The organism is Acinetobacter sp. 789_lipA, assembly GCF_058242845.1.
Genome location: NZ_JBZAYS010000001.1, coordinates 2,963,661 through 2,988,877 on the forward strand (window position 1 = coordinate 2,963,661; position 25,217 = coordinate 2,988,877).

The following is a 25,217-nucleotide window of genomic DNA, read 5'->3' on the forward strand; positions in this document are numbered from 1 at the left end:
ATAAGTGAGACATAAGAGATATCACTCTCTTATGACAAACGATTTCTAAATAACCACGCAGCCAAAGGCAAGGTAATTATGGCTAATACCAACATCGGTACAAAGTCCCATTTCACTTGCGCAAAACTCGCACCTTCCAAATACACCCTTTGTACCAAGTCTATACCAAAGCGTAGCGGGTTGGCATAAGTCAGCCAATTCAACACTTCTGGCATATTTTGTATAGGAGTTAGTAAACCAGATAAAAGTGTCAAAGGCATGATCAAAAAGAAAGTATACAGCATGGCTTGTTGCATATTCAGTGCAATCGCTGAAATCGACAGTCCCACACCCACAACGGCAATATTAAAGATAAATAATCCAAAATAAAGTAAGGTCAAGGAGCCATTCATCGGGATCTGGAACCAGAACAGAATAATTGCCAAAATAATGGAGGATTGAATAACCCCAATAATAATCGGCGGAATGGCCTTCCCCATCATAATCTGCGTCGGAGTATAAGGTGTAACTAAGAGCTGATCAAAAGTCCCTTGTTCACGCTCGCGTGCTACTGAAAGTGCCGAAAGTAACAGTGTCTGCATCATACTTAAAGTTGCAATCAGAGATGGCATGATGCCCCATCTCGACTCGACATTCGGGTTATACCATGTCCGCGCTTGTACCGTGATCGCGGAGTTGGTTCCCAAACGCTCTTGATTGACCTGCCCCACCACATTGCTGATGTAAGAACCAGCCATACTTGCGGTCGATGAGTTTCTCCCATCTAGAATCACTTGAAACGGCGAAGACTCATTATTATTGAGCTTATCCTCAAAATCAGCAGGAATGGTGATGACCGCCAAGGCTGTTCGATCATTAATCACCTGTTGGATTTGTTGATTATTCTGCAAATCTGCTGTTCTTTTAAAAATTCCTGAACCATCTAAATGCGCTAAAACTTGTTGTGAGCTTTGGCTTCGGCTTTGATCCAGCACAGCATAATCAACATGATTCACATCATAACTTGCGGCATAACCAAACAAGACCGCTTGGATAAATACAGGCGCGATTAAGGTCACCCGATTGGCAGGATCGGCTAAAATGGCTAAAAACTCTTTTCGGGTTAGCACCCAAAGATAACGAAACCAGCGCATTAACGTTGTCATAACACCATTCTTCCTTTCGTTAGCCCAAGCGCTTTTTCAGTGTACGCGCGGTCATTACTGTGAATAGCACGATATAGATCAGTAAAATGCCACATTCTTTGAACCACAAAGACCAATCATCACCACCGAGTAATAATGTTTTAATCAAAGTCATATAGTGCGTTGCAGGTAAAACATTGCTGATGATTTGCACAATTAGCGGTAAGTTCCGTGTATCGAACACAAAACCTGAAAGCATCAAAGCGGGCATGAAGCTGGCAAGGAGTGCCATTTGACTGGCTTGAAACTGACTTTTTGATAGGCCTGAAATCATCAGACCCAGCAGTAACGACACCATTAAATATAAAAAAGAAGCGCTCATGACAGAGAGCAGTGATGCGCGGATGGGTACATCAAATAAAACATGTGCTGCAACTAAGCACATCACAATATCGATCATCCCAATCACGATATAGGGCGCCAGTTTTGAAAGTACAATTTCTAGAGGACGTACGGGCGTAACATATAATGCTTCTAAAGTGCCGCGCTCGCGCTCACGTGCAATAAGCAAACCTGTTAAAAATGCTCCGACCAAGGTCAAAATTAAGACAATTAAACCCGGTACTAAAAACCATGTGCTATTTGCAGACTCGTTAAACCACATACGTTGTTCAACCCTGATAATGCCACCCACCGAAGCTGCATTTGTTCGGTCTGCTTGTATCAAACTGGCGGTATTGATCGCACTGGTAATATAACCCTGCAAAGCCGAAGCAATACTGGTCGAACGGCCATTGGTAATGACCTGAACAGCACCCGCCCCCTTTGCATATTGCTCCGCAAAGTTACTGGGTATATTGACGATGGCATCAATTTCAGCCTTGCCCATTGCGGCTTCAGCTTGGCTAAAGCTGGGATAGTGCTTGACAGTAATGTATCTAGAACCGTTTAACCCACTCATCAGTTGCTGACTCTGTGGCGTGGGCTGTTGCTCCACAACCCCGACTCGTCCGTTGGTTAAATCGAAAGACAGTCCATAACCAAACAGTAAAATTAAAATAATCGGTAGAATGAAACCGATCGCCATACTGCTTTTATCACGAAGCAGCTGTTTAGATTCTTTACGTGTTAAGGCAAACAGTCGTGTCCAGAAAGCTGCGAAATGATTCATCTGACGCTCCTCAGTGAGCCTGCATGTCCGCACGGGACTGTTCAACGATGGTAATAAACGCGCTATTCATATCGTTTACACCCTCTAACTGCGCCATCCCACGAATCTGTTGAGGTGTGCCAATCGCCAATAATTTCCCTGCATCTTGAATCGCAATCCGATCACAATATTCAGCTTCTTCCATAAAGTGCGTGGTCACAATAATGGTCATGCCTTGGTTCGCCAGCTCTCCAATGGTGTACCAAAAAGAGCGCCTTGCTAATGGATCAATACCACTGGTCGGTTCATCCAAAAATATAATTTCAGGCTGATGTAACAGTGCTGCTGCCATCGACAAACGCTGTTTAAAACCATTTGGTAGATCACCGCTTTTAGCATGTGGCTTAAGTTCAAACTGAAGCAACACTTTATCAATTTGCTGCTTTAACTGTTTGCCCGATAAGCCATAAGCACCACCAAAAAACTTTAGATTATCCAGTACGCTCAAATTGCCATACAGGGCAAACTTCTGCGATACATAACCAATTTTTGCCCTTGCCTGCGCACGAGCTGTACGCAAATTCATGCCTGCCACTTCCAACACACCACTGCTGGCGGGCAGTAAGCCACAGAGCATACGAAACGTCGTGGTCTTACCTGCACCATTGGGGCCAAGCAAACCAAAAATTTCGCCGCGGGATACATCAAACGAGGTACTGGCCACGGCGGTAAAATCACCAAAAGTGCGTACCAAATCCTTCACCACAATCACAGGTTTTTCGAGCTGCTGTTTTACATTCTGCTCTGTTTTCACTTGTGGTGGATCAGAGTTTTCTATCAAAGTTATTGAAGGGTCTAAAGCTAAATTTTCCTGTGCCAATACCATTTTTTGAGTATGCTTCGCCTCATGTAAAAGCAACATAAATGCATCTTCTAGCTCTGCTGCTCTCGGTTCCGCAACAACGCCTTTGGGCAAGAGATCTGCTGGAAGTGATGGGCTTTCAGTTCGCGTAATAAAACGCACTACATCTCCTTTGGGAACTGCATCGGCAATATAATATTGATTATCGAGTAAATGTGCTTGTAACACCCGCGCCTTCATGTCAGGTCTGGGTTTTACTTGCCATGTTTGTCCCTGTGCCTGAGCCGTCAGCTCGTCGGGTGTACCTTGCTTTAAGACTTGCCCATCCAACATGACATAAACCTGATGACAGCGCTCAGCTTCATCCATATACGCCGTACTGAGAATGACACTCAAGTTCTCCTCCCTCACCAATTGTTCAATGATGATCCACAAATCACGGCGTGAGAGTGGATCGACACCGACACTTGGTTCATCCAGCAGCAATAGTTCAGGTGAACGCACTAAAGTGCAGGCCAAACCTAACTTCTGCTTCATGCCCCCAGAGAGTTTTCCTGCGGGACGTTCAGTAAAGCGCGCCAAGTCGGTAATCTTGAGCAAACGTGCAAAACGCTCCTTGCGAACGTCCATTGGCACGCCATGCAAATCCGCATACAAGTCTAAATTTTCTTGAATACTGAGGTCATCATACAAACCAAACTTTTGCGGCATGTAACTGATACGATCTTGCACAGATTGCGGGTCTTTGGCGACATCCATTCCTAAGACCTCTAAGCTTCCAGCGGTTGGCTTATATAAACCTGCGATCAATCTTAAAAATGTGGTTTTACCAGCACCATCAGGCCCGACCAAAGCCGTTAGTTGCCCTGCCTTGATCTGCATATTTATGCCTTGCAAAGCCTGCACATCATCCAAACCTTTTTGTTCTGCTTTAAAGGTTTTGTTTAAATCCGTGGCAATTACAATGCTCTCTACTGACATCGACATATTCCCCTGCCTTAAGGATTGTTCGTGGCAGTTGGGCGCGATGATTTGGCTATGTTCACCGTCACAGGTTGTCCCATCTTCAGTTGGTCATTCGGGTCATCGACATAAATACGGACTTCATAAACCAAAGTCGTGCGAATATCTTCGGTCTGTACCGTTTTCGGGGTAAATTCCGCCACAGATGAGATATAACCAATTTTTCCTGTGATAGGCTGATTCGGTTGTGAGTCACGAATGACTTGTGCTGCTGCGCCCATGTTGATATGTCCAAGATCCATTTCACTGGCATAAACACGCACCCATTTAGGATGGATCAGGGCAATGGTATAGACGGACTTGTTTGAAGTCGTCATATCACCAACTTCTTGTAAACGTGCACGAATTACGCCATTCACAGGTGCTAGCAGCTTACTTTGAGTAATTTGGTAATCAATCAAATCAAGATTGGCCTTGGTCGATTCATATTGTGCTTTAGCCGCTTCACGATCTTCTGTGCGTGCACCTTTCAAAAGTAACTCTAGGTTGGCTTTGGTTTCACCGACGGCCGCTTCCGCCATTTTCATATTGCTTTTTGCAGCATCAACCTCTTGCTTACTCACCGCTTGACCCGCAGTACTCCGATTTAAGACATTTAAACGTTGGTATTGCTTATCGGCATTTTCAAATTGGGCTTGGGCAGACTGTACTTTCGCTTTCGCTTGGGTAATCTCTTCAGGTCGATTGCCCGCAGCTTGCTCATTTAAGGTTTGCTGTTGAACGTGTAACTGCGCTTGGGCTTGCTGTGCTTGTATAGTAAGGGATTTGGTATTTAGTTCGGCAAGAACCTGACCTTTTTGAACGCGATCGCCTTCTTGAACAGCCAAGCTTTGAATACGCCCAGCCGTTTCAAATGCCAGCGAGACTTGTCGAATATCAACATTGCCATATAACACCAGATGATCGGGATCGGCTTTGTCTCGACTGAACCACAAAAATGCAGCCGCTACAGCAATGAGCAATACCCCAACCAGCAGTATGAACTTACTTTTGTTCATGTACACCAAACCTTCGCTTAGTTTTAATACAAGTTTAAATTTAATTTAAACTATAACAATTCAGTTAAGAAAGATATACTTCAAGTCTAAATTTTGATGCAGAGTAAATAATGTCTAGAGCTGGACGTAGCGATGGTGATTTAACCAAATCGAAAATTTTGGATGCTGCTGGCCGCCTAATTGCTCAGGATGGTTTTGCAAAAACCACGAGTAAAGCCATTGCCAAGCTGGCCGAAGTCGATTTGGCTGCCATTAACTATCACTTCGATGGTCGTGATGGGTTATATCGTGCCGTACTTGCCGAAGCACATACGCATTATATTGATGAACAAGAACTCTTGACCTTACTTAACAGCTCTAAAACGCCTACTGAAAAACTAGAAGCTTTTTTTGAAAGCCTGATCGGTAAATTGGTTGAAACCGATGTCTGGCACAGCAAAGTGTTTGTTCGTGAACTTTTTTCACCGACCACCCACCTATACACGTTTATGCAAAATGATGGTGCGCGAAAGTTTCTTTTGGTCAAAAAAATTATTAGCCAAGTTTCAGGGATTGATGAAAACCACCCTGCACTTTTGCCTTGTGTACTCAGCACGGTCGCGCCTTGTATGATGCTGATTTTGGCAGATGCAAATGGGCCAAGCCCACTTAAAAATGTCTCCAAACTTGAACCTGCGCTTTTGGTCAAACATCTCATGACCTTTTCAGTCGCAGGTTTACAAGCCGCTAAACAACTTTATCTTTGATAAACCAACTGTCCTTGCTTATAGGTTGCAAGGACTTTGATATCTTTGATTTTAGACGGATCAATTGTGATTGGATTGTCACTTAAAACAACAAAGTCACCGTATTTCCCAGTACTTAATGTGCCTTTGATGTCTTCTTCAAAATACTGATATGCAGCCCAGTCCGTCATCGTTTTAAGTGCGATATACGGGCTGACTTTGTGCCTCACCCAAAACTTTGCCTGTTCGTGTGGTGCGATTAACCGTTGCATCCAGCACCATCATGCTTTTCGGTGGGATAACAGGGGCATCGTGATGCTCGGTGAAAATCATGCCTTTTCTTAAGGCTGAACCTGTCGGAGAGATGTGTTCAGCACGCTTTTCACCTAAGGTTTGTGCTACATGCCAGTCGCCCCAGTAGTAGGTATGCAAAGAAAAAAATGAGGGGATCAAGTGAAGCTGTTTCGCCCGATCCAGTTGATCCTCTCGCATGGTTTGCGCATGAATAATCACATCTCTTCGCTGTGAGGCATCATATTTCTTTTGCGCATTGGCAATCACATTGAGGTATTGATCAATCGCAGCATCACCATTGGTATGTGCCAAAATTGGCCACTGCTCTTGAAAAGCCAAATCAATCATTTGCTGGACTGTTTTTTGCTCTGGAAATGCAGGATAGCCACGATAGTTCTTATCTTTCCCTTCAGGCGGAACCACATAAGGTTCGGTTAACCATGCCGTTTTACCTTGGGGTGAACCATCTAAGCTAATTTTCACGCCACCAATTCTAAAGTGATTGACATAGTTTTTGCTTACACCTTTTTCAAGCATATACGCCTGTTCAGAACTGATATCAGGATAAGAAACGACATCGATGGCTAATTTGTTTTGATTGGCCAAACTGCGCCAAAGTTCTGAAGTACCACGATCAGCTCGTCCTTCTTGTACCGTGGTATAACCATTTTTCATATAGGTCTGTACCGCAGTCAACGCCATCTGCTGCATCATTTCAGGTGGGACCGTTTTAAAAGCCTGTAACATGGCTTCAATCACAACACTTTCTTCCAGTACACCATTCGGAATATTGGTCCCCACTACGCGTCGAATCACACCACCACTGGGGTTGCTACTTTTTTCATTAAGGCCTAACAACTCTAGCGCTTTGTGATTCACAGAGGCCAAATGCCCTGACTGATGTAAAATCAGCACCGGTTGAGTCGTTGAAATCTGATCTAAATCTGTGGCTGTCGGATGAGCTTTCTCTTGTAGCTGGGCATCATCATAACCATTGCCAATAATCCAACCAGAAGTGGCTTGGACAAAGGTTGGATTTTGCTTCGCCCACGCCTTCATTTCTTGGATAAGTGTGGCAATACTCACCACCTTGCCATCTGGCGGCGGATATAAATTTGCCACAGTTTGCTGCATACCGACAGAGTTTAAATGACTATGGGCATCGATGATGCCAGGGATGACGGTCTTGTTATTCAAGTTTAAGCGTTTCGCCTGTGGCGCAGGCTTTTCAGCCTCAGACAATGTGCCTGTATAACGGATCTTTCCATCTTGAATTAACATGGCATCGACATAGCTGGGCTGCATGCCTTGCATGGTTAAAATGGGGCCACCATAGACCAATAAGGCATTTTGCGACTGTTGTTGTGTGTTTGAAGTGGTGCTAGACAGACTAGTTGCACAACCACTCATCATTACCACAGTGGAAGAAAGTAGAGCCGTGAGTGCAAAAGAAACCTTATTAAAAAGCATGGGTTAAACACCTCATATTGCTAAATATTATATTTTGCTCCATACGAGCATTCGTTATAGGTATAACACTTTGATACAACACATTATCACTCTACCTTAGCACTTTAAGCCAGCTCTTGTCAGGCAGAATAAGGTGCTCAATATTCAACAGATTATTGCAATAACTTTAAGATGTGTTGCAAACGGACATTGTCTATATTTTCTTTATACACTGCATAAATCGGCGCAATACATGGGTTATTGGCCTTAAGTGTTTTATAAACAATCTGCTTATTCCAAAAGTCACGAATGGCCTCAGGCACGATGGATAAACCAATCCCTGCAGCAATCAAGTTTAAGCTTGAGGTTAAACGTGGCGCTTCTTGTACAATTTTGGGACTAAATCCAGCTTGGTAACAACTGGCCAAAATATTATCGAATAAATCTTGTCCAGCTAAACGTCGGTATAACACAAAATCATGCGGTTCAAGATCCAGCAAGTGAATCGGTTCGGCGTGTTCAGCCAAAGGATGATTGTTTGGTAAGGCCACAATGAGCGGTTCATCTAATACATGTAGACTGGTTAAACCAAGGCCAATCGGTGCAGGTTTGCGTAAGAACACAATGTCATTTTTTTCATTACTAATGGAGTCTATCAGCGAGCTACTGCCATCTTCTTCCAGATGAATTGAAACACGTGGAAAAGTTTCCCGAAAGTTACGCAGCAAGGCCGGTAAAAAAGGATGCAAGCCAACCGAGTTGGTAAAGCCAATATTAATCTGACCTTCGACCCCCAAAGAAATATCCTGCACACGTTTAGGAATTAACTGTGCATGCGCCAATATCGCAAGGGCTTCTTTGTACAATACCTTGCCCGCTTCCGTTACCTCAACACCACGTGGCAAACGCTTTAACAGTTGAGCATTCAGCTCTTCTTCCAAGCTTTTGATAATCCGTGTCAACGGTGGTTGTTGCATATTCAAACGAACAGCAGCATGCGAAATATTACTTTCTTCTACCACTGCAACAAATGCTCTGAGTTTATGAATATCGATCATGTCCACCCTATTAAACATACTTTTTCAGTATATATAACGTCAAAAATAGCATTTTTCAACATATCTCTACAGGTTCATACTGGGCACATTCCACAAAAGGCGAAAGACATGAACACTGAAGTGCTCCCTGCTGAACAAATAACCCATCCAACTTCACGGGAATTATTTGCAGGCTTTATGAAGCTGGGACTCATGGGCTTTGGTGGCGTATTGCCACTTGCACATCAAATGGTTGTAGAAGACCAAAAATGGCTCAACACGGAAGAGTTCACGCACTTATTGGGTGTCTGTCAAATCCTCCCTGGAGGAAACATCATTAATATGGCCGTTGCGATTGGTTATGAGTTTCAGGGGGTTAAAGGTGCGATTAGTGCCGTTCTCGGGTTAATTTTTGCACCGACGGTGATTGTGATTTTGCTGTATCAGCTCTATAGCCAATTTCAAAGTATCCCCGTGATTCAGCATATGATACAGGGACTGGCAGCGGCAGCAGCAGGTTTACTGTTTGCCATGGGGCTAAAAATGCTGAAACCCATTCTGAAAAGTTACCTCACGATCTTTACCATTGCGCTGACCATTGTCTTTATGCTGATTATTAAGATTCCATTGGCATTAACGTTACTGATCTTAGTCAGCATCAATGTCGCAGTCTTAAGCTTGAAAAAAAGAGGAAAAAACGCATGATTTTAATCACCTTAGCCATCGTTTTTACCCAGCTTTCTATACTGGCCTTTGGTGGCGGCAATGCCATTTTGCCTGAAATGCAACATCAAGTGGTTGAAGTGCATCGTTGGCTTACTGCCACAGAGTTCAGCACCATGTTTGCCATGGCTCAAGCGGCTCCGGGCCCCAATATGATGATTGTGCCACTGGTCGGCTGGCATGTGGCTGGACCTGCTGGACTGTTTGTGACTTCACTAGCGAAGTTTGGGCCCTCTTCTGTACTGACTGTATTTGCACTCAAGTTTTGGAATCAGTTTAAGGATCATCCACTACGTAGCATGTTTGAAAAGGCGTTGAAACCACTTACCGTTGGCTTGGTTTTAGTCAGTGCATATATTATTGCCACTGCATCTGCTCAGAACTGGTTACTCATTGCAATCGTTATCGTCGCTACTGGTTTAAGTTTAGTTAAAAAAATTCATCCACTGTGGGTCATGCTCTTTGGAGCAATGTCAGGCGCACTGTTTTTATAAACGGTGTGTCATAAAAGTTCGTGTTCAATAGCACATACTTTCTATTTTATTGTTACTTTCAAATAAATAGCATAAGCCTTACATCTGATGCCCAAGATGTAAGGCTTAATTTCGTTTGGGCCAATAACCATGTGAAAAGAAAGCAAGTGTTTAGGAAATATTCCCACCCAAAGCAGTCATTAATTGCGCTGTATTTTTTAATTGCATTTGTTGTAACTCTAATGTGCTCTGTTCAGCTTGCAGCCTTAAATTCTGCGCCGTGACCACTTCCAAATAACTGACTAAACCTGCGTTATAACGTCGCATCACCACTTGTTCATTTTCTTTAGTCAGTTGCAGTAACTGAGCTTGCTCCAGTTGTTGTTGTTTCAAACTTGAAGTTTGCATTAAAGCATCATCAACTTCCTTCCAGCCCGTAAGTACAGCTTACTTATAGGCTGCTAATTTTTCATCATAACTTGCCCGCGCTTGGGCAATTTCAGCTTGCCGTTTTCCACCATCAAAAATAACCGAAGCCGCTTCTAATCCAGTAGACCATAAATATGCAGGGGGCTTGGAACAGCTGACCTAACACTTGGCTATTTAAACTCGCATTAAGACCAATATTAATATCTGGCAACCATGCCGTTTGTGCTAAACCTAACTGTGCATGTGTACTCGCAAGCTCCCGCTCTGCACGAATCACATCAGGACGTTGCATGAGTAAGCGACTGGGTAACTGTGCAGGAACAGTAGGAATACTCAGACCTTGCTGACGTTTCACCAGTTGAAACTGAACCACACTTTTACCCTGCAAGACCGCCAGCACATTTTCCTGTAAATTGCGTTCACGCTGCGTTTCGATCTGCTGTATTTGCACTTGTTTTAACTGTGTTTCTGCCTGTATCACATCTGCCCGCGCAATCATCCCTGCTGTATATTGGTTTTTTAAAATTTGCACTGAACGTACGTAACTTTTTTGGGTTTGCTGTAATACATCAAGTTGCGCATCCAAAACACGAATGTTCCAATAGGCCTCAGTCGCCAATAACTGTTGATTCAACTTTACTGCGGCTAAGTCCGCCTGCACCGCTTCTAAATTTGCCTGTTGTCCCTCTATCGCTTTCGCCACACGTCCCCAAACATCGGGAATCCAGCTGGCCTGAACCCCTGTGCTAAACTGACTGTTTGGAGAAGTATGCTTTACTCCATTACGTTTAGCAGCACCTTCTAAGCTTAGACTGACAGAACGACTGGCTTTTTGCTGTTCAAGTAAAGCATTGGCTTGTCTATAACGTGCCTCGGCCTGTTTCAAATTTAAGTTTTCTGCATTTAACTGTTGCAGCAGTTGGCTTAAAACGGGGTCTTGATAAATATTCCACCATGCGACTGTCGCGCCTTTTAAGCCTGCTGTTTCTGTCCAATTGAGCGCAGCATATTTATATTGCTCATCCGCGTGAATCAACGGTGTTTTATATTCGGGAGGGCGTACTACGGCTGTAGAACTACATACAGTCAACAACAACACACAACTTAGGCTGAAGACATTTTTATAAACCAAACCTGACATTCTATTTTCCTATTTCTTTATCTATTTGCCTAAGCTTTGCAGCACAAATTTACGTTTAAATCTCGAACAAGATTCAGCCCATTTTTCAAAGAGCAAATACAAAACAGGCGTTGTGTACAAAGTTAAGAGCTGCCCAAGCGCTAAGCCGCCCACAATGACCACACCTAAAGGCTGACGTAACTCAGCCCCCTTACCCCAACTACAAGCCAGCGGAATTGCACCCAATAATGCTGCGGTATTGGTCATTAAAATCGGGCGAAAACACAAAGCCGCCGCAGACAATACAGCTTGATATGCTGACTTTCCTGCACGCCGTTCATATAAAGTAAAATCAATCAATAAAATGGCATTTTTCACCACGATACCAATCAGTAAAAACATGCCCAACAATGCAATCAGAGTGAACTCAAAGTTAAAGATCCATAAGGTCAACAGTGCGCCCAAAGCCACAGCGGGTATGGTCGATAAAATCGTTAACGGATGAACCACACTTTCATAGGTCACCCCAAGCACGATATAAATCAACACAATCACTGCAAGAATTAGTAACGGTGTACTTAAGCCCGCTTGTAAACTTTCTGCTTCTACATCTTTATCCGTGGTCATAAAAACGTTGTTTGGCAACATCACTTCAGTTAAGACATATCGGATCGCGGCATCGGCCTGTTCATAGCTATAGCCCTGTTTCACCACATAACCAATACCCATCGCGGCATATTGATTACGTCTATACACTCGATCATTGGTAATTCCATAAGACCATGTCGCAAAGTTACGTAGCGGCACAGCCTGTCCAACTTTATTAGGGACTTGTACATTGGCTAAGGATTCAGGATGTTCCGTGAAGTGCTTATCTACTTCCATGACCACATGAAACTGTTGGATTTGATCATAAATGGTTGAAATCTGGCGCTGTGAAAATGAGTTGTTCAGTACGCTCGAAATGCTTTCAATATCGACGCCCAAACGACGTGCTGCTTCACGGTCTACATCTAGGGTGACATGCTGTGCACCTTCATCCCCCATGGTTTCGACTTCCTCAAGTTCAGGCAGTTTTTGCATGGCCTGCGCGACTTTCGGTACCCATTGGCGTAGCTGTGCAACCTCGTCTGACTGTAGTAACAGCATATAATCTTGACCACTGCCACTTGAAAAAGGATCATCCAGTTCTAATTCTTGTTCCACACGTGCTGAGAAAATTGCCCCAGCCTGCCACGGCGCATTTTTTTCATACGCTCGACAATGGCATGTGAACTTTGCCCCTCACGTTCCGATTTGGGTTTTAAACTCACCATGAAAAAGGAATTTGTGGTTCCACCTGCTCCGCCTGAAGTTCCAACCACATCTTTTACAGCAGGATCACTCAGCAAGCTTTGGCTAAAGGCTGCAATTTTGGGTTGCATAATTTGAAAGGAAAACCCGTCATCACCACGAACAAAAGCCTCAACCCGTCCTGTATCCTGCTCAGGCAATACCCGTTTAGGGAGGTGCTGATAAACATAGAATGAAGCCCCAATCGCACCTAACCAAAACAAAATCACAACATAGCCATGTGCTAGCATCCATTTTAAAGATGTTAAATAAGCATGATTGAACTGCTGCATGCAACGATGGCTAAATTGATATAAAGGCTGTTGTTGGTCGCTCTCTAGCGGTTTTAAACAGCGTGCAGATAAGCTTGGTGTCAACACCAAGGAAACAAAAACGGATAACACCACGGTAAAAACTAAGGTCAGTGAAAACTCGCGGAAAAGCCGCTCAATCACACCGCCCATAAACAGCACTGAAATGAAAATCACCACCAAAGCCAAATTCATGGCCACTAAAGTCAGCCCTACCTCCTGAATCCCTTTAATAGCAGCCTGTACAGGAGAGTCTCCCTGCTCAATATGACGCTTAATGTTTTCCAGCACCACAATCGCATCATCCACCACCAAGCCAATAGCGACAATCACCGCCATAATGGAGAGGTTGTTGAGCGAAAAGCCTGCCAAATACACCAAACTACACGCCCCGACCAAAGTCACCAACATGACAATACCCGGCACAAGAGCACTTTGAATATGCCCTAACATCAAAGCAACGACAATAATGAACAACAGCATGGAAAATAACAACGTATCACGGGCTTCCGCTAAACCTGCGCGAATGATTTCAGAACCATCCATCACTGTAGTCAATTGTGCGTCTGCGGGAATCAGTGATTTTAATTCAGGCAGTTTTTCTTTGATTTGATCAATGGTCGCCACGGTATTGGCATTGGGTTGACGGCTGATTTTGATAATCACCGCAGGTTGACCATTATGAAAACCGCTGACATAGCGGTTTTCAACAGAGTCTTGCACCTCAGCCACATCTTTTAAACGAACGATGGCTTGAGCATTACGATGAATCACCAAGTTGGCAAAATCTTGCGCTTGTTTTAAATCATTCGACAGTGCGACTTGCCAACGAAGTTGATCGGTTTCAACCACGCCCAATGCTTGTACTGTATTGCTTTTTTCAATTGCAGTACGGACTTGTTCCAATGAAACGCCCTGTGCAATGAGTGCATTCGGATTTAAAGTAATCCGCACCGCAGGCATAGACGCGCCATCAATTTCAACTTCACCGACGCCAGTCATCTGCGCAAGATTGGGCTAGAGTTGATTGCTGGCAATTTCATATAATTTACCCGCAGATAAATGCGCTGAACTCAATGCCAAATAAAAAATTCTATCTTCTTGGTAAATCTTTGATGAGCTTTATAAATTCGTCCGCATATTTCTCAGCTTGATCTTTTTGTTCAATCACAGTTATATTTTCATTATTAAATGATGCTTTCACAGTCCAATTAAAAGAACCCGTAATAACTTTCTTGAAATCAATAACACAAAATTTATGATGCATTAAATTATTGAAATTGCCATTTTTAGGTGAGATTTTATAGTATTCGATCTCAGATTTTTCAAAGCGTATTCCCTTGCTTTCAGTCAAACTATCATCATTCACTATAATTCTTATGTTAACCCCTTTTTGATGTTGCCTATAAAGTGCCTCAGCTATCGGCTTAGAAGTAATCCATGCAACCGCAACCCATACGGAATACTTACTTGTTTTGATATGTTCTATTATTTCTTTCTCTATTTTTTCAAAAACAGGCTTGAGCTGTAAATCCTCTTGAGTAGATTTTCCACCAATTTTATAGATTTCATTCTCAGTTTTATAAAGCAATAAACCATCATGTTTCAGTATTTTATTGAGTTCACATGCAATCTCATCAGGATTTTGTGTTTGGCGATCATCAACCAAAATCTCGATCAAGGAAATTAATTTAAAAGTTCCATTTATCTCAGCAAGCTTTTTATTTGTGAAGTCCCTTCTACTACCAAATTCCCCTTTTTTATTCAACTCCCAATAATCATCACTGAACCCTAAATAATTAAATAGTTTTACAATATCAGAGCCCGATCTCCTCTCTGAAGAAAATTCACGCAAAATTACTGTTGTTAATTCATTTAATGATAAATCAGAAATTTGCATAATAAAAAGCCCCATTCAATGGGGCATATCTTAAGCAGCATTTAGCATTTTTTCTATCTCAGAAGCCGTTGGGTTGTAGTATGTGTTCACAAGAACCCCAATGGTTTTATGCCCAGTCAATTTAGCTAATATCTCAACAGGCAATTTTTGTTTATTCACAAAGCATGTAATGGCCTCATGACGTGAATCATGGAACGTAAATGCTCCAGCAAGTCCGACACGCTTTAAATTACGCTGCCAAAGCAATCTAAACGAATTGGAGTTGTGTTTGACCAGTAACCCTTCGCGCTTAGGCAGTAGATCTAATAGCGCTCTTGCCTTTGTCGTTAGTGGGACATCTCGTGAGGTACCATTCTTAGTATCAGGCAAATGAACATAATCAGGAAAGACATGTTGGTTCTCAATTCCTAATATCTCGCCTTTACGCATGGCAGTTTCCAATGCAAATAAGAAACTCCAAGCTACATAGTGCGCTGGTGTTTTCGGCACCATACCTTCTTCATAATTATCTAAACCCACCAAAACCATTTTGATTTGATCTTGGCTTATACGGTTCTTTCGTGCAGGTGGTTTAATTGGCTTCTTAACCAAATTGAATGGATTTGAAGGCAGTAAAAATAGTTCACGTACTGCAAATGTGAAAACAGAAGATCCAAGGCTCATTTCCTTATGAATAGTCCCTGCTTTCACATACTGCAATCGTCTTTCTCTATTTTCAGTGATTAGCTTTGGAGTGAGATCATAAATTGAGTATTCGGTGAGTTTGCCGTAATACCGTTCTAAATATTTGATGTGATTTTTGATGTAGACTTTACTTTTGGTAAACTGCCCAATTTTTTCGTAATAGATATTAAATAGCTGCTTTACAGTGTATTGGGGTTTATCTAAATTTTTGAGCTGCTTTTCATACTCAAGCTGTAACTCCATGAGTCGCTTGTGCGCCCATTGAATACATTCTTGTGAGGTATCTCTTGTTGCTGCATCACGAAGATGCTTGTATTTAACTTGGATGCGCCATGCATTGCCGCGTTTGACAGGTTTTTGCATATTAATAAACTCTCAATATTTGGTGCCGAAAACGGGCGCCATCCATCTTGAGATACATACGACCATCTCAAAACGGCGCCCGAAAGCGAAATATAAAGCAGTTTTTAATGCAAATTTTGGGTATTTTGATTACCCAAAGCTGACCTATTTGACAATAAAAACAGGGAAATATCGTTACAATACCCCCTTAAAATATTGATTTTACTCAATATATATCTTGGTAGGTATATCCAGACTCGAACTGGAGACCTCTACGATGTCAACGTAGCGCTCTAACCAACTGAGCTATACACCTGAAGTAAAAGCATAATATTCACTTTTAAAAAGTATGACAAGCGCTATTTCTTGTTTTTTAAAGCAGATGCACAAGTTTTAAGCATCTGTTTAAATTGTTGAATGCTTTTTGAATTCAACCTATTGGAATAACGCATTTGTTGATAATAATCACCCGCCTGCTTAAATAAAACTTGCTGTTCAGGTTTAACGTCTTGAGCTAAACGCAACAACCATTTGTTTACCGTTTCGGCATCTTGTTTACGCTGCTCAGTTGTTAAGCTTCGAGAAAAAGATTGAATGACAATGTCATATTCAGAAGTTTGAGCACGTTTACACCAAAATATAGCGCACCAGTACAGTAAAACTAATCCACGGCAGAGTAAAACTTGAAGTGCGACATAAACCACCTAATTAATTTAAAGGGTTTATGGAGTATATAAAATTGTCATACCATCATCTTAACTTTGAAGATCGTACTGCATTAATGCTTGAGTCAAGAAAAGAAGGCTTTTCAGCCAGAAAATTTGCTGAACTTATTAAAAGACATCCTAGTACGATCTATCGTGAGCTTAAAAGAAATAGCATCAATGACGTTTATCAAGCTCAATATGCTTCTGATAACACTTTTGCTAGACGTAGACGTGGTCACAGAAAACTCAAAATCGATTCAATCCTCTGGAAATTTATTGTTGAAGCGATCCGTTGTTTATGGTCTCCTCAGCAAATAGCAAAGCGTTTAAAGACATTTCCTGATTTGGATCAAACAATGAATGTAAGCCATACAACGATTTATTCAACGATACGAGCATTACCCAAGGGTGAGTTGAAAAAAGACTTATTATCCTGTCTACGTCATGAAAATAAAAAGCGAAAAGCTAACGGTGAACCTAAAAAAGATTCTATATTACAGGATATTAAAACTATTCATGAGCGCCCAGCCGAAGTTCAAGAAAGAAAAATACCGGGTCATTGGGAAGCTGATTTAATTAAAGGTAAAGACAATAAAAGTTCGATAGCAACACTTATTGAACGAAATACACGGCTCTGTATCTTGGCAACATTACCTGATGCAAAGGCAGAATCAGTGCGCAAGGCTTTAACTGAAGCTCTGAAATATTTACCTGCAGAACTGCGTAAAACGTTGACCTATGACCGTGGACGTGAGATGTCAGAACATAAAATACTCGAAGAAGATTTAGGCATAGATGTATATTTCTGTGACCCACATTCACCCTGGCAAAAAGGCACATGCGAAAATATGAATGGTTTAATTAGGCAATATTTACCTAAAGGGATTGATTTAAATCAGGCAGATCAGCATTATTTAAATCAAGTTGCCATGTCACTGAATACTCGTCCTAGAAAAGCGTTAGATTGGCTTACACCATTAGAGAAATTTGCTCAGCTTGTTGATTATCATATGGCTTTTGAAACTGTCGCACCTCATGTTTGAATTCGCCCACCAATGCTAATCATAATCAGCAATACCAATGAATAACTGGATTGGAGTCCTAGCTTCTGTAACCAACCTCGTTGAGTCTCTGCATTATAGCCAACCACCTTACTTTGCCATTGATAACTTACATAGTCACTCCAAATGCGCATTTTGTTTAATACCGAATAGCGCTGTACATGCCATCGACTACTCTCACCCCAAACACTGGTATCTTGGCTCATTAAATCTTGCATACCCTGTTCAATACGCTGCGGTGCAATCATGGCTGTTGGGTCATAGCGTTTCCAGCGCCCATCCACAAAGACTTCCGTCCATGCGTGCGCATCTAACTGTCGAACTTCCCAACTTTTTGCATCTGGTGAAGGCTGACCACCTTGATACCCAACCACAATACGCGCTGGAATTCCCGCATAACGCATCAGCATCACGAAGCTAGAAGCTAGAAGCATAATGTTCACAAAAACCTTGTTTGGATTGAAACAAAAATTCATCAATACGATGCTGACCCAACAAGCCCGGTTGCAAGGTATAGCTAAAACCATTGTTGCGATACCATTGCAAAACATTTTGGATATAACGTTTCGGGTTCTCGTCACTTTGCTTAAACAGCTGCTGTGCCAATTGCTGCGCTTTCAAGTCCATGTGCTCAGGCGCTTTTAAGTTTATGCTTCGTTGTATTTTAGATAATTCACTTTGGCCAAATTGAACATTTCCCATCCATTGCAATGCAATAGGTTCCACACGCTGCACTTGACGATAAGCCTGAATACTCCAATCCTGACGTAGCTGATAACGTCGCTCTAAGGGTTGTGAATATTCCAATGCCATAATCCACGGAATCGCGACATCAGCAGGTAAATATTGATAGTTCCATTTTTTGAATGTTGAAATTTGCGTTAAGGTATCATCCGCAATGCTTTGTTGGTTAATAAAACTACTGGTCCACTTTTGCCCATCATATTGATCTAAAACCATCGCGCGCCAATAAAGCTCTGAACGATTTGGGAGCTGAGTGACATCACCAATAATACGAAAAGCCAAATGACTGGACTGGGATAATTGCGCAATATCTCCAGGTGACATAGTGTCACTCATTCCTGTCACCGCCTTATTTTCAGGAATTGGAATATGCCAAAGTGGGGGTAAGCGCGGAAAAAAGATAAACAGCAGCAAAAAAAAAGGCAGTGCAAAACCTACAAATTTAATAACGTGTTTTGCATCTTGCCGTAATGCCAGACGATTCGAATTTTCAGATGCAAAAGAATGGGTTTGCACTCGATACAGCCCCAACAAACAACTCAATAAACACAGCAAAACCATGGCAGCCGTCATAAATGACTGACTATGTAAAAACATACTTGCCGCAACAAATAAAGCAAAGTTAAACAAAATGATCACATCACGCTGCGTTTTTGTTTCTAAGGCTTTAGCAAAGAGAAATATGCTTAAAACAGCTACGCCCGCTTCTACCCCTAAAAAGCTTTGATAGCTCCAAAAAGTGACCGCTAGAGCAACAAGGGTCAAAATGTAAATTGCCCATTTCGGAAAATGGTTGCCCGTGGATTTCATGAAATACCATAGACAACCGATACAAATGGCAAAAATGACACTCAATAACACAGGGCTAAAACTTAGTTGTGTGATCCAAATCAAACTCAGTGTCAGTACAATGGCAATACGAATAGAAGAATGCATACTGTGCTCGCTATGCCTGCGCCAAAAGTAATTTGGCTTGAAGGTATTGTTCTCGCCCTATCCCTTTGGCTAATTCACTATGGGGTAAATACAGTGCATAGGCATACTGCAACTGCTCACATTGTTCAACCAAGCCCATCATTAAGCTTAATTTTTCTTCATGTGAAGGACTCAGCATATGTGCATAGTGGATTTCTAAACTGTGTTGATCCTGATGCTGTTCAAAGACTTTAATAAATAAACCTTGTCCTTGTGCCACTTGTTTCCATGAAACCGCCTGTAAAGAGTCACCCTCTTTAAAATTTCGCAATTCTCGAAATTCATCCATGTCCGGTTCAAAACTGTGCTGTTGCTGTTTATTTTCTGCCGCTAAAGACTTAGTTTTAGGCGCGATCCACAGGGTTTTCTGAATGAAAAAATAACTCCATGCACGAACGAGGCCAAACGGATATGTTGAGTAGATTTTAATCTCTGGAAAACTAAACCGCCCGCGTTCTATTGGAAAGAAATTTAAATCGACCACCTGATGAGTGTCTTGAATAAACAACTGCTCTATATGATCAGCATAAGCGAGCCAAAGGTATCGAGGCTGTGAATGCTGTTGTTTGAAATACATTTGTAATTGCAATGCACTCTCAACCTGTCCTATTTCAGGTAGTACAAAGTCAATACTTAAGCCATGTAGCTGTTTAAAGGTCAAATAAAAACTCATACACAGCACAGCACTGATTAAAAAACAAAACGCTAAAATTAAGTTATTGGCATAATTCACCCCAGCAATAAAGGTGATTAAAATCAGCACCACATACACATATCCTTGCTGATAAATAAACACCAGTACATCTTTTTGGGTCAATTGTTTTTCAGCCTTAAATTTAAAGCGTTTATTTATCCAGTTTTGCCACAGCATGCGTCAGCTTATCCTATCAGTGAACTTTGACTTGCTTCATAAGCTGCTCAGTTTCAGCTTCACCCAGCCCAATACGATGCGCGGTCACTGCGACAAATACAGCCTGTACATCATCGGGTGTAACAAATGCACGGGCTTTAACCAGAGCATAGGCTTGTGCTGCTTTCTTCAAAGCCAGTACGCCACGTGTAGATAACCCATGTCGACCTTTACGGGTTTCAGCCGCCAAATCTAAAATATAATCCAAGACTTCCTCAGACAAATAAATCTGTGGCACCAAAGCTTGTAAGGCGAGAATGTCTTGTTCGGAGAATACAGTCATCAACTGCTGAATCAAGTCATGACGGGATTGTTGCTGCAATAAAGCCTTTTCTGCCTGACGTGATGGATAACCCAAAGATAGCCGCATAAGAAAACGGTCGAGCTGTGACTCTGGTAGTGCATAAGTTCCACTTTGAAAAAGTGGGTTTTGCGTTGCAATTACCCAAAAAGGCTGTGGGAGTACATAACGACTTGAATCAATCGTCACCACACCCTCTTCCATCGCCTCTAAAAGTGCACTCTGTGTTTTCGGACTACAGCGGTTAATTTCATCTGCGAGTAAAATTTGAGTAAAAATTGGCCCTTGTTTAAACTCAAACTGATGTTCTTTTTGGTTAAACATATTCACCCCAATCACATCGCTTGCCAGCATGTCATTGGTAAACTGAATCCGTTTAAATTGAAGACCAGCCAAATGGGCCAAGCTACTGGCCAATGTGGTTTTGCCTAAACCGGGCAAGTCTTCAAATAAGATATGCCCACCTGCTAACAGACTACATAAGGCCAATTGGGTTTGTTGATTTTTATCTAAAACGATTTGATTAACTTGATTGAGAAATTCTTGGATTTTTGGATAAAAAACACTTAACTGCGATTCATCGAGCATGCTATGTTGCTGCGTTTCTACCGTTTTTTCTTTTCCCCAAAACACCTTATTCTCCCCAATCAAAATATAAATCAAGGTTTAACATACAGGTTTTTCAACCATACTCAAAGATGATCCTTATAAATCTTCAATGATTTGCGTATGTATAATCTCCCTCAGTTCAAGTTATTGTTTCGCTGCAGATTTCAACTGATCTTTTAAAGCATCTGCACTCATTGAAAATGAAGGAGATGATTTCTCTGCTTGCTTAATCAATTCTATGAGTCGCGCATTGATTGGCGCCTGTCTACCACATTGTTCTGCGAGTTTTAAAATCTCACCATTAATCCAGTCGACCTCTGTGGGACGGCCTGCAATTAAATCATCTTGCATAGACGACCGAGCCAGCGGATCGATTGCCAACATTTTACGACTTAATAATTTAAATAGTGGATTGGGTAAACTCAGCAATTTTGGAATCAAATGGGTCGGAACTGCGGTTAACTTTGCAGGTTTAATCTGAGCAGAATCAAGCAGTGCTAAAGCTTCCTGCTGCGCCATTGCCACACATTGGCGATATTTACGAATCGACAATTGCTCCTTTAGTGGTTTTTTTGACAATGCATTGATTGAATTATTTAAATTAAGTAAAAGCTTGGCCCACTGCACAGCCAGCATGTCTTTTTCAAAAACAATCTCTAAACCTGCTTTTTGAAATGCATTCTCAAGCAAATTTTGATTCGGATATTGCTTAACACTTAATGCACCAGAGGTACCTTGATGATAATGCCCAGCTTCTTGAGTAGCGACGTTAAAAGGAACCATCCCCTCTAAAATCATCTGCTCTTGCAAAACTCTTTTTAAAATAGGGACATTGCTTAAGCCATTTTGAAAGCTGATGATCAGCGGTGTTTTAGCCCCTAAATATTCTTTGAGTTCATGTGCAACTTGTTCGGTTGCCTCCGATTTCACACAAATTAAAATAACATCGGCATCCACAACCTGAGTCGGATCGGTCGTTAGTTTTAGTTGATGAGGTGCAAGTTTGATATTTTTGCCTAAATAATCGGTTAAGACTAAGCCCCATTGGGAAAGCTCTGCATGAATACGTGGACGCGTGATAAAAGTAACATCATTACCTGCAGCAGCCAAACTTCCGCCTAAATAACATCCAATGCTTCCAGCACCATAAATATATATTTTCATTCAATTTCCCTTTGCAAACATTCCAGTATTTTAAGAGCTATAACAATTAAAAGCTGTCCGATATACGACATGAACCTTTTATGCCTCACACTCCGTATTCGTTATGATTTAATCTACGATGCCACCACTTGCTTCATGCAAAAAAGTACACTGTCGAATCTAACACGAACAACCGCATGTAATTGATTATTTTCACTCGATTTTTCACAAAAAAAAACGGCACCGAAGTGCCGTCTTTCAATTGATTCATTACATTAACAAGGGCACTTTTTCATGCCATTCGTTGCAGATGGATAACGTGCATCCACACAATGACGATAAAAAGTTTTAGCATCCATCGCTTCTAAATCAGGATGGTGCTTTTTCATATGCTCCAAATAGTTTGGATAGTCAGGCACCCCTACCATCAAGCGGAAACTTTGCTGCAAACGTTGCCACAGCGTCGCAATTCGAGACCAATTTTTAGGGTTCAGAATCAAATCTTTCTGCGACATCACGGTCATTTTAATGATTTTATAAATCATCGTTTTTCCACTTTTAGCAAATTTTAGATTCATCTGACTCTCCTTAATGTCCAGCTTTTGATGGCTGAATGTCTTCAGGATCACGATAAATGGCTTCTGCCTCATGCACAGTCGGAACTGGGCTTGCCAATGCACGACGAATCACTCTAATCGCAGCAAACAGCATCACAATCGCCACAATCATAAAGAATCCACACAGTGCAGCATTGATCTGATTCGACATCGCAACAGTTTGCATTTCAGCAACCGTTTTTGCTGGTGCTAAAATTTCATTGTTTGCAATTGCATTGTTAAAGCGTTCAGCTTGTGCCAAGAAACCAATTTTTGGATTTTCGTGGAAAATTTTCTGCCAGCCCGCGGTCATACAGGTTACCAACAAGAATACTGTCGGGATAATCGTGACCCATACATATTTCTCTTTCTTCATTTTGAAGAGGATAACCGTACCTAAGATCAATGCCATTGCCGCAAGCATTTGGTTACCCACACCAAACAGTGGCCATAAGCTATTGATGCCCCCGAGCGGATCGACGACACCTTGGTAAACAAAGAAGCCCCACCCTGAAACCGCAACTGCTGTACCCAACAAGTTTCCGAAAAAGTTATGTGAGTTTTTCACCGCAGGAATCACAATCCCAACTGTGTCTTGCACCATGAAACGACATGCACGCGTACCCGCATCAACAGCTGTTAAGATGAAAAGTGCTTCGAATAAAATGGCAAAGTGATACCAAAACGCCATCATTTCACGGCTATTGAAAATTTCCGTAATGATGTGAGCCATACCAATGGCAAAAGTTGGCGCACCGCCAGTACGTGAAAGGATGGTACTTTCACCCACTTCTTGAGCCAGTAAAGTTAATGTTTCTGGAGTAACAACAAAACCTAAGTTACGAACAGCTTCAGCTGCGGTGTCGACACTTGTACCCAGTAAAGCGGCTGGTGAGTTAATCGCAAAATACACACCCGGATCAAGCACTGCTGCACAGATCAAGGCCATGATTGCAACAAATGACTCCATGAGCATACCGCCATATCCGATCATTCGAATATCACGTTCATTGTTCACAAGTTTCGGCGTAGTTCCAGACGACACTAAAGCGTGGAAACCTGAAATTGCACCACATGCAATGGTAATAAATAAGAACGGGAACATTGAACCTGCAAACACAGGGCCAGTACCATCAATAAATTGCGTGAATGCTGGTAGCTTCATTTCTGGCATTGCGAAAATAATACCGACTGCCAAACCTGCAATAACACCAATCTTTAGGAAGGTTGATAAGTAATCGCGTGGCGCAAGCAATAACCACACAGGCAGTGCCGAAGCCACGAAACCATAAATAATCAGCGCCCATGTCAACTGAGTGCCCGACAGTGTAAAGAGCGCACCCCAATATGGATGCTGTGCAATATTTTCACCGTAGACAATGCCGAGCATCATCAAGACGAAACCAATAATAGATACTTCTGCAATTTTACCCGGGCGGATAAAACGCATGTAAATCCCCATAAAGAGCGCAATTGGAATGGTTGCCGCAATACTAAATACGCCCCATGGGCTGTGTGCAAGTGCTTTGACCACGACCAGTGCCAAAACAGCAAGGATAATAATCATTACCCCCAATGCACCAAGCATGACCACAATACCTGCAAACGTTCCAAGCTCTTGCTTTGCCATTTCACCGAGTGAACGTCCATCACGACGGGTAGAAATAAACAACACCAAAAAGTCTTGTACTGCACCTGCAAGCACTACACCGACAAGTAACCAAATCGTGCCCGGTAAATAGCCCATTTGCGCTGCTAAAATAGGCCCTACTAATGGACCTGCACCTGCAATCGCTGCAAAGTGATGTCCAAATAGAACACTTTTGTTGGTTGGAACATAGTCCAGACCATCATTCAAACGATGCGCGGGAGTTAAGCGACGTTCATCAAGCTCAAAAACTTTATTTGCAATAAATAAACTATAGAAGCGATAAGCAATACTATAAATACAGCCCGCAGCAAGTACGAGCCAGATGGCATTGACATGCTCACCACGACTCAGTGCCAATATCCCAAAAGAGACTGCACCGACGATGGCTACCAGTAGCCAGATGATTTTTGAAGTCAGGGTTGACTTCGGCTGAACAGATTCCATTTCAATCCCTCATATTTGTTGCATTCAATCAGCGTCTTTAATTATTCGAGGTACTGCTGTTTTCCTTTGCGACTTTACTCTGCATCTCCTTGTTTTAATC

The 25,217-nt window shown here is 42.1% G+C and carries 17 protein-coding genes, 1 tRNA gene and 4 pseudogenes; 4 read left to right on the forward strand and 18 right to left on the reverse strand.

Translation table 11 applies throughout. The features are described from left to right. Window positions 1-29: 29 nt before the first annotated feature. From AC4CUZ_RS14665 to AC4CUZ_RS14680, 4 genes are read right to left on the reverse strand one after another with little or no spacing between them, the layout of a single operon-like run. Window positions 30-1,145 (reverse strand): ABC transporter permease, encoded by a 1,116-nt coding sequence (locus AC4CUZ_RS14665; RefSeq protein WP_490747869.1) that lies wholly within the window; start codon window positions 1,143-1,145, stop codon window positions 30-32. 19 nt (window positions 1,146-1,164) lie between these two features. Next, entirely contained in the window at window positions 1,165-2,295 is a 1,131-nt protein-coding gene (locus tag AC4CUZ_RS14670; protein ID WP_114837319.1) for an ABC transporter permease, read from the reverse strand. A 10-nt stretch (window positions 2,296-2,305) separates the two neighbouring features. Beyond that, entirely contained in the window at window positions 2,306-4,117 is a 1,812-nt protein-coding gene (locus AC4CUZ_RS14675) for an ATP-binding cassette domain-containing protein (RefSeq protein WP_171355075.1), read from the reverse strand. Between the two features lie 17 nt (window positions 4,118-4,134). Next, complete coding sequence (locus tag AC4CUZ_RS14680; protein WP_005399644.1) at window positions 4,135-5,157, reverse strand: HlyD family secretion protein; 1,023 nt, start codon at window positions 5,155-5,157, stop codon at window positions 4,135-4,137. A 110-nt stretch (window positions 5,158-5,267) separates the two neighbouring features. On the opposite strand from AC4CUZ_RS14680, the gene AC4CUZ_RS14685 reads away from it, so the two are divergent. Further along, complete coding sequence (locus tag AC4CUZ_RS14685; protein ID WP_004693547.1) at window positions 5,268-5,903, forward strand: TetR/AcrR family transcriptional regulator; 636 nt, start codon at window positions 5,268-5,270, stop codon at window positions 5,901-5,903. On the opposite strand, the pseudogene AC4CUZ_RS14690 reads toward AC4CUZ_RS14685, so the two are convergent. After that, window positions 5,894-7,646: pseudogene (locus AC4CUZ_RS14690) on the reverse strand (amidohydrolase). The gene AC4CUZ_RS14685 and the pseudogene AC4CUZ_RS14690 sit on opposite strands and share 10 nt — an antisense overlap. A 152-nt stretch (window positions 7,647-7,798) precedes the next feature. Next, window positions 7,799-8,683, reverse strand: coding sequence for a LysR family transcriptional regulator (locus AC4CUZ_RS14695; RefSeq protein ID WP_114837322.1), 885 nt, complete (start codon window positions 8,681-8,683; stop codon window positions 7,799-7,801). A 108-nt stretch (window positions 8,684-8,791) separates the two neighbouring features. Between AC4CUZ_RS14695 and AC4CUZ_RS14700 the strand changes: the two genes are divergently transcribed. Continuing rightward, entirely contained in the window at window positions 8,792-9,367 is a 576-nt protein-coding gene (locus tag AC4CUZ_RS14700; protein WP_004693553.1) for a chromate transporter, read from the forward strand. Continuing rightward, entirely contained in the window at window positions 9,364-9,879 is a 516-nt protein-coding gene (locus AC4CUZ_RS14705; RefSeq protein WP_114837323.1) for a chromate transporter, read from the forward strand. The genes AC4CUZ_RS14700 and AC4CUZ_RS14705 overlap by 4 nt, the downstream gene beginning before the upstream one ends. 150 nt (window positions 9,880-10,029) lie before the next feature. Here the strand turns inward: AC4CUZ_RS14705 and AC4CUZ_RS14710 are convergent. From AC4CUZ_RS14710 to AC4CUZ_RS14735, 6 genes and pseudogenes are all read right to left on the reverse strand, one after another. Next, a pseudogene (locus AC4CUZ_RS14710) lies at window positions 10,030-11,428 on the reverse strand (efflux transporter outer membrane subunit). A 21-nt stretch (window positions 11,429-11,449) separates the two neighbouring features. Further along, window positions 11,450-14,142, reverse strand: a pseudogene (locus AC4CUZ_RS14715) (efflux RND transporter permease subunit); the annotation flags it as partial. 1 nt (window position 14,143) lies between these two features. Next, window positions 14,144-14,950: a phospholipase D-like domain-containing protein gene (locus AC4CUZ_RS14720; RefSeq protein WP_005399650.1), complete on the reverse strand. Its 807-nt coding sequence runs from the start codon at window positions 14,948-14,950 to the stop codon at window positions 14,144-14,146. 30 nt (window positions 14,951-14,980) lie between these two features. Then, window positions 14,981-15,997: a tyrosine-type recombinase/integrase gene (locus AC4CUZ_RS14725; RefSeq protein ID WP_005399651.1), complete on the reverse strand. Its 1,017-nt coding sequence runs from the start codon at window positions 15,995-15,997 to the stop codon at window positions 14,981-14,983. Between the two features lie 218 nt (window positions 15,998-16,215). Beyond that, window positions 16,216-16,292: transfer RNA gene (locus AC4CUZ_RS14730), tRNA-Val, on the reverse strand. A gap of 43 nt (window positions 16,293-16,335) precedes the next feature. Further along, window positions 16,336-16,680 (reverse strand): hypothetical protein, encoded by a 345-nt coding sequence (locus AC4CUZ_RS14735; RefSeq protein ID WP_490747870.1) that lies wholly within the window; start codon window positions 16,678-16,680, stop codon window positions 16,336-16,338. 20 nt (window positions 16,681-16,700) lie between these two features. Between AC4CUZ_RS14735 and AC4CUZ_RS14740 the strand changes: the two genes are divergently transcribed. After that, window positions 16,701-17,726: an IS30-like element ISAba125 family transposase gene (locus AC4CUZ_RS14740; RefSeq protein ID WP_001988464.1), complete on the forward strand. Its 1,026-nt coding sequence runs from the start codon at window positions 16,701-16,703 to the stop codon at window positions 17,724-17,726. Between the two features lie 5 nt (window positions 17,727-17,731). Here AC4CUZ_RS14740 and AC4CUZ_RS14745 read toward each other — a convergent pair. From AC4CUZ_RS14745 to AC4CUZ_RS14770, 6 genes and pseudogenes are all read right to left on the reverse strand, one after another. Beyond that, window positions 17,732-19,424: pseudogene (locus AC4CUZ_RS14745) on the reverse strand (transglutaminase TgpA family protein); the annotation flags it as partial. A 10-nt stretch (window positions 19,425-19,434) separates the two neighbouring features. After that, window positions 19,435-20,334 carry a DUF58 domain-containing protein gene (locus AC4CUZ_RS14750; RefSeq protein ID WP_490747871.1) on the reverse strand — a complete coding sequence of 300 codons (900 nt, stop codon included), beginning with the start codon at window positions 20,332-20,334 and terminating at the stop codon, window positions 19,435-19,437. A gap of 16 nt (window positions 20,335-20,350) precedes the next feature. After that, window positions 20,351-21,307, reverse strand: coding sequence for an AAA family ATPase (locus tag AC4CUZ_RS14755; protein WP_419277253.1), 957 nt, complete (start codon window positions 21,305-21,307; stop codon window positions 20,351-20,353). A gap of 120 nt (window positions 21,308-21,427) precedes the next feature. Beyond that, window positions 21,428-22,447: a 2-dehydropantoate 2-reductase gene (locus AC4CUZ_RS14760; RefSeq protein WP_419277255.1), complete on the reverse strand. Its 1,020-nt coding sequence runs from the start codon at window positions 22,445-22,447 to the stop codon at window positions 21,428-21,430. A 254-nt stretch (window positions 22,448-22,701) separates the two neighbouring features. Next, the gene (locus AC4CUZ_RS14765; protein WP_004693572.1) at window positions 22,702-23,004 is read right to left on the reverse strand and encodes a YbdD/YjiX family protein; all 303 of its coding nucleotides are present in this window, start codon (window positions 23,002-23,004) and stop codon (window positions 22,702-22,704) included. 10 nt (window positions 23,005-23,014) lie between these two features. After that, entirely contained in the window at window positions 23,015-25,117 is a 2,103-nt protein-coding gene (locus AC4CUZ_RS14770; protein ID WP_490747872.1) for a carbon starvation CstA family protein, read from the reverse strand. Between the last annotated feature and the right edge of the window lie 100 nt (window positions 25,118-25,217).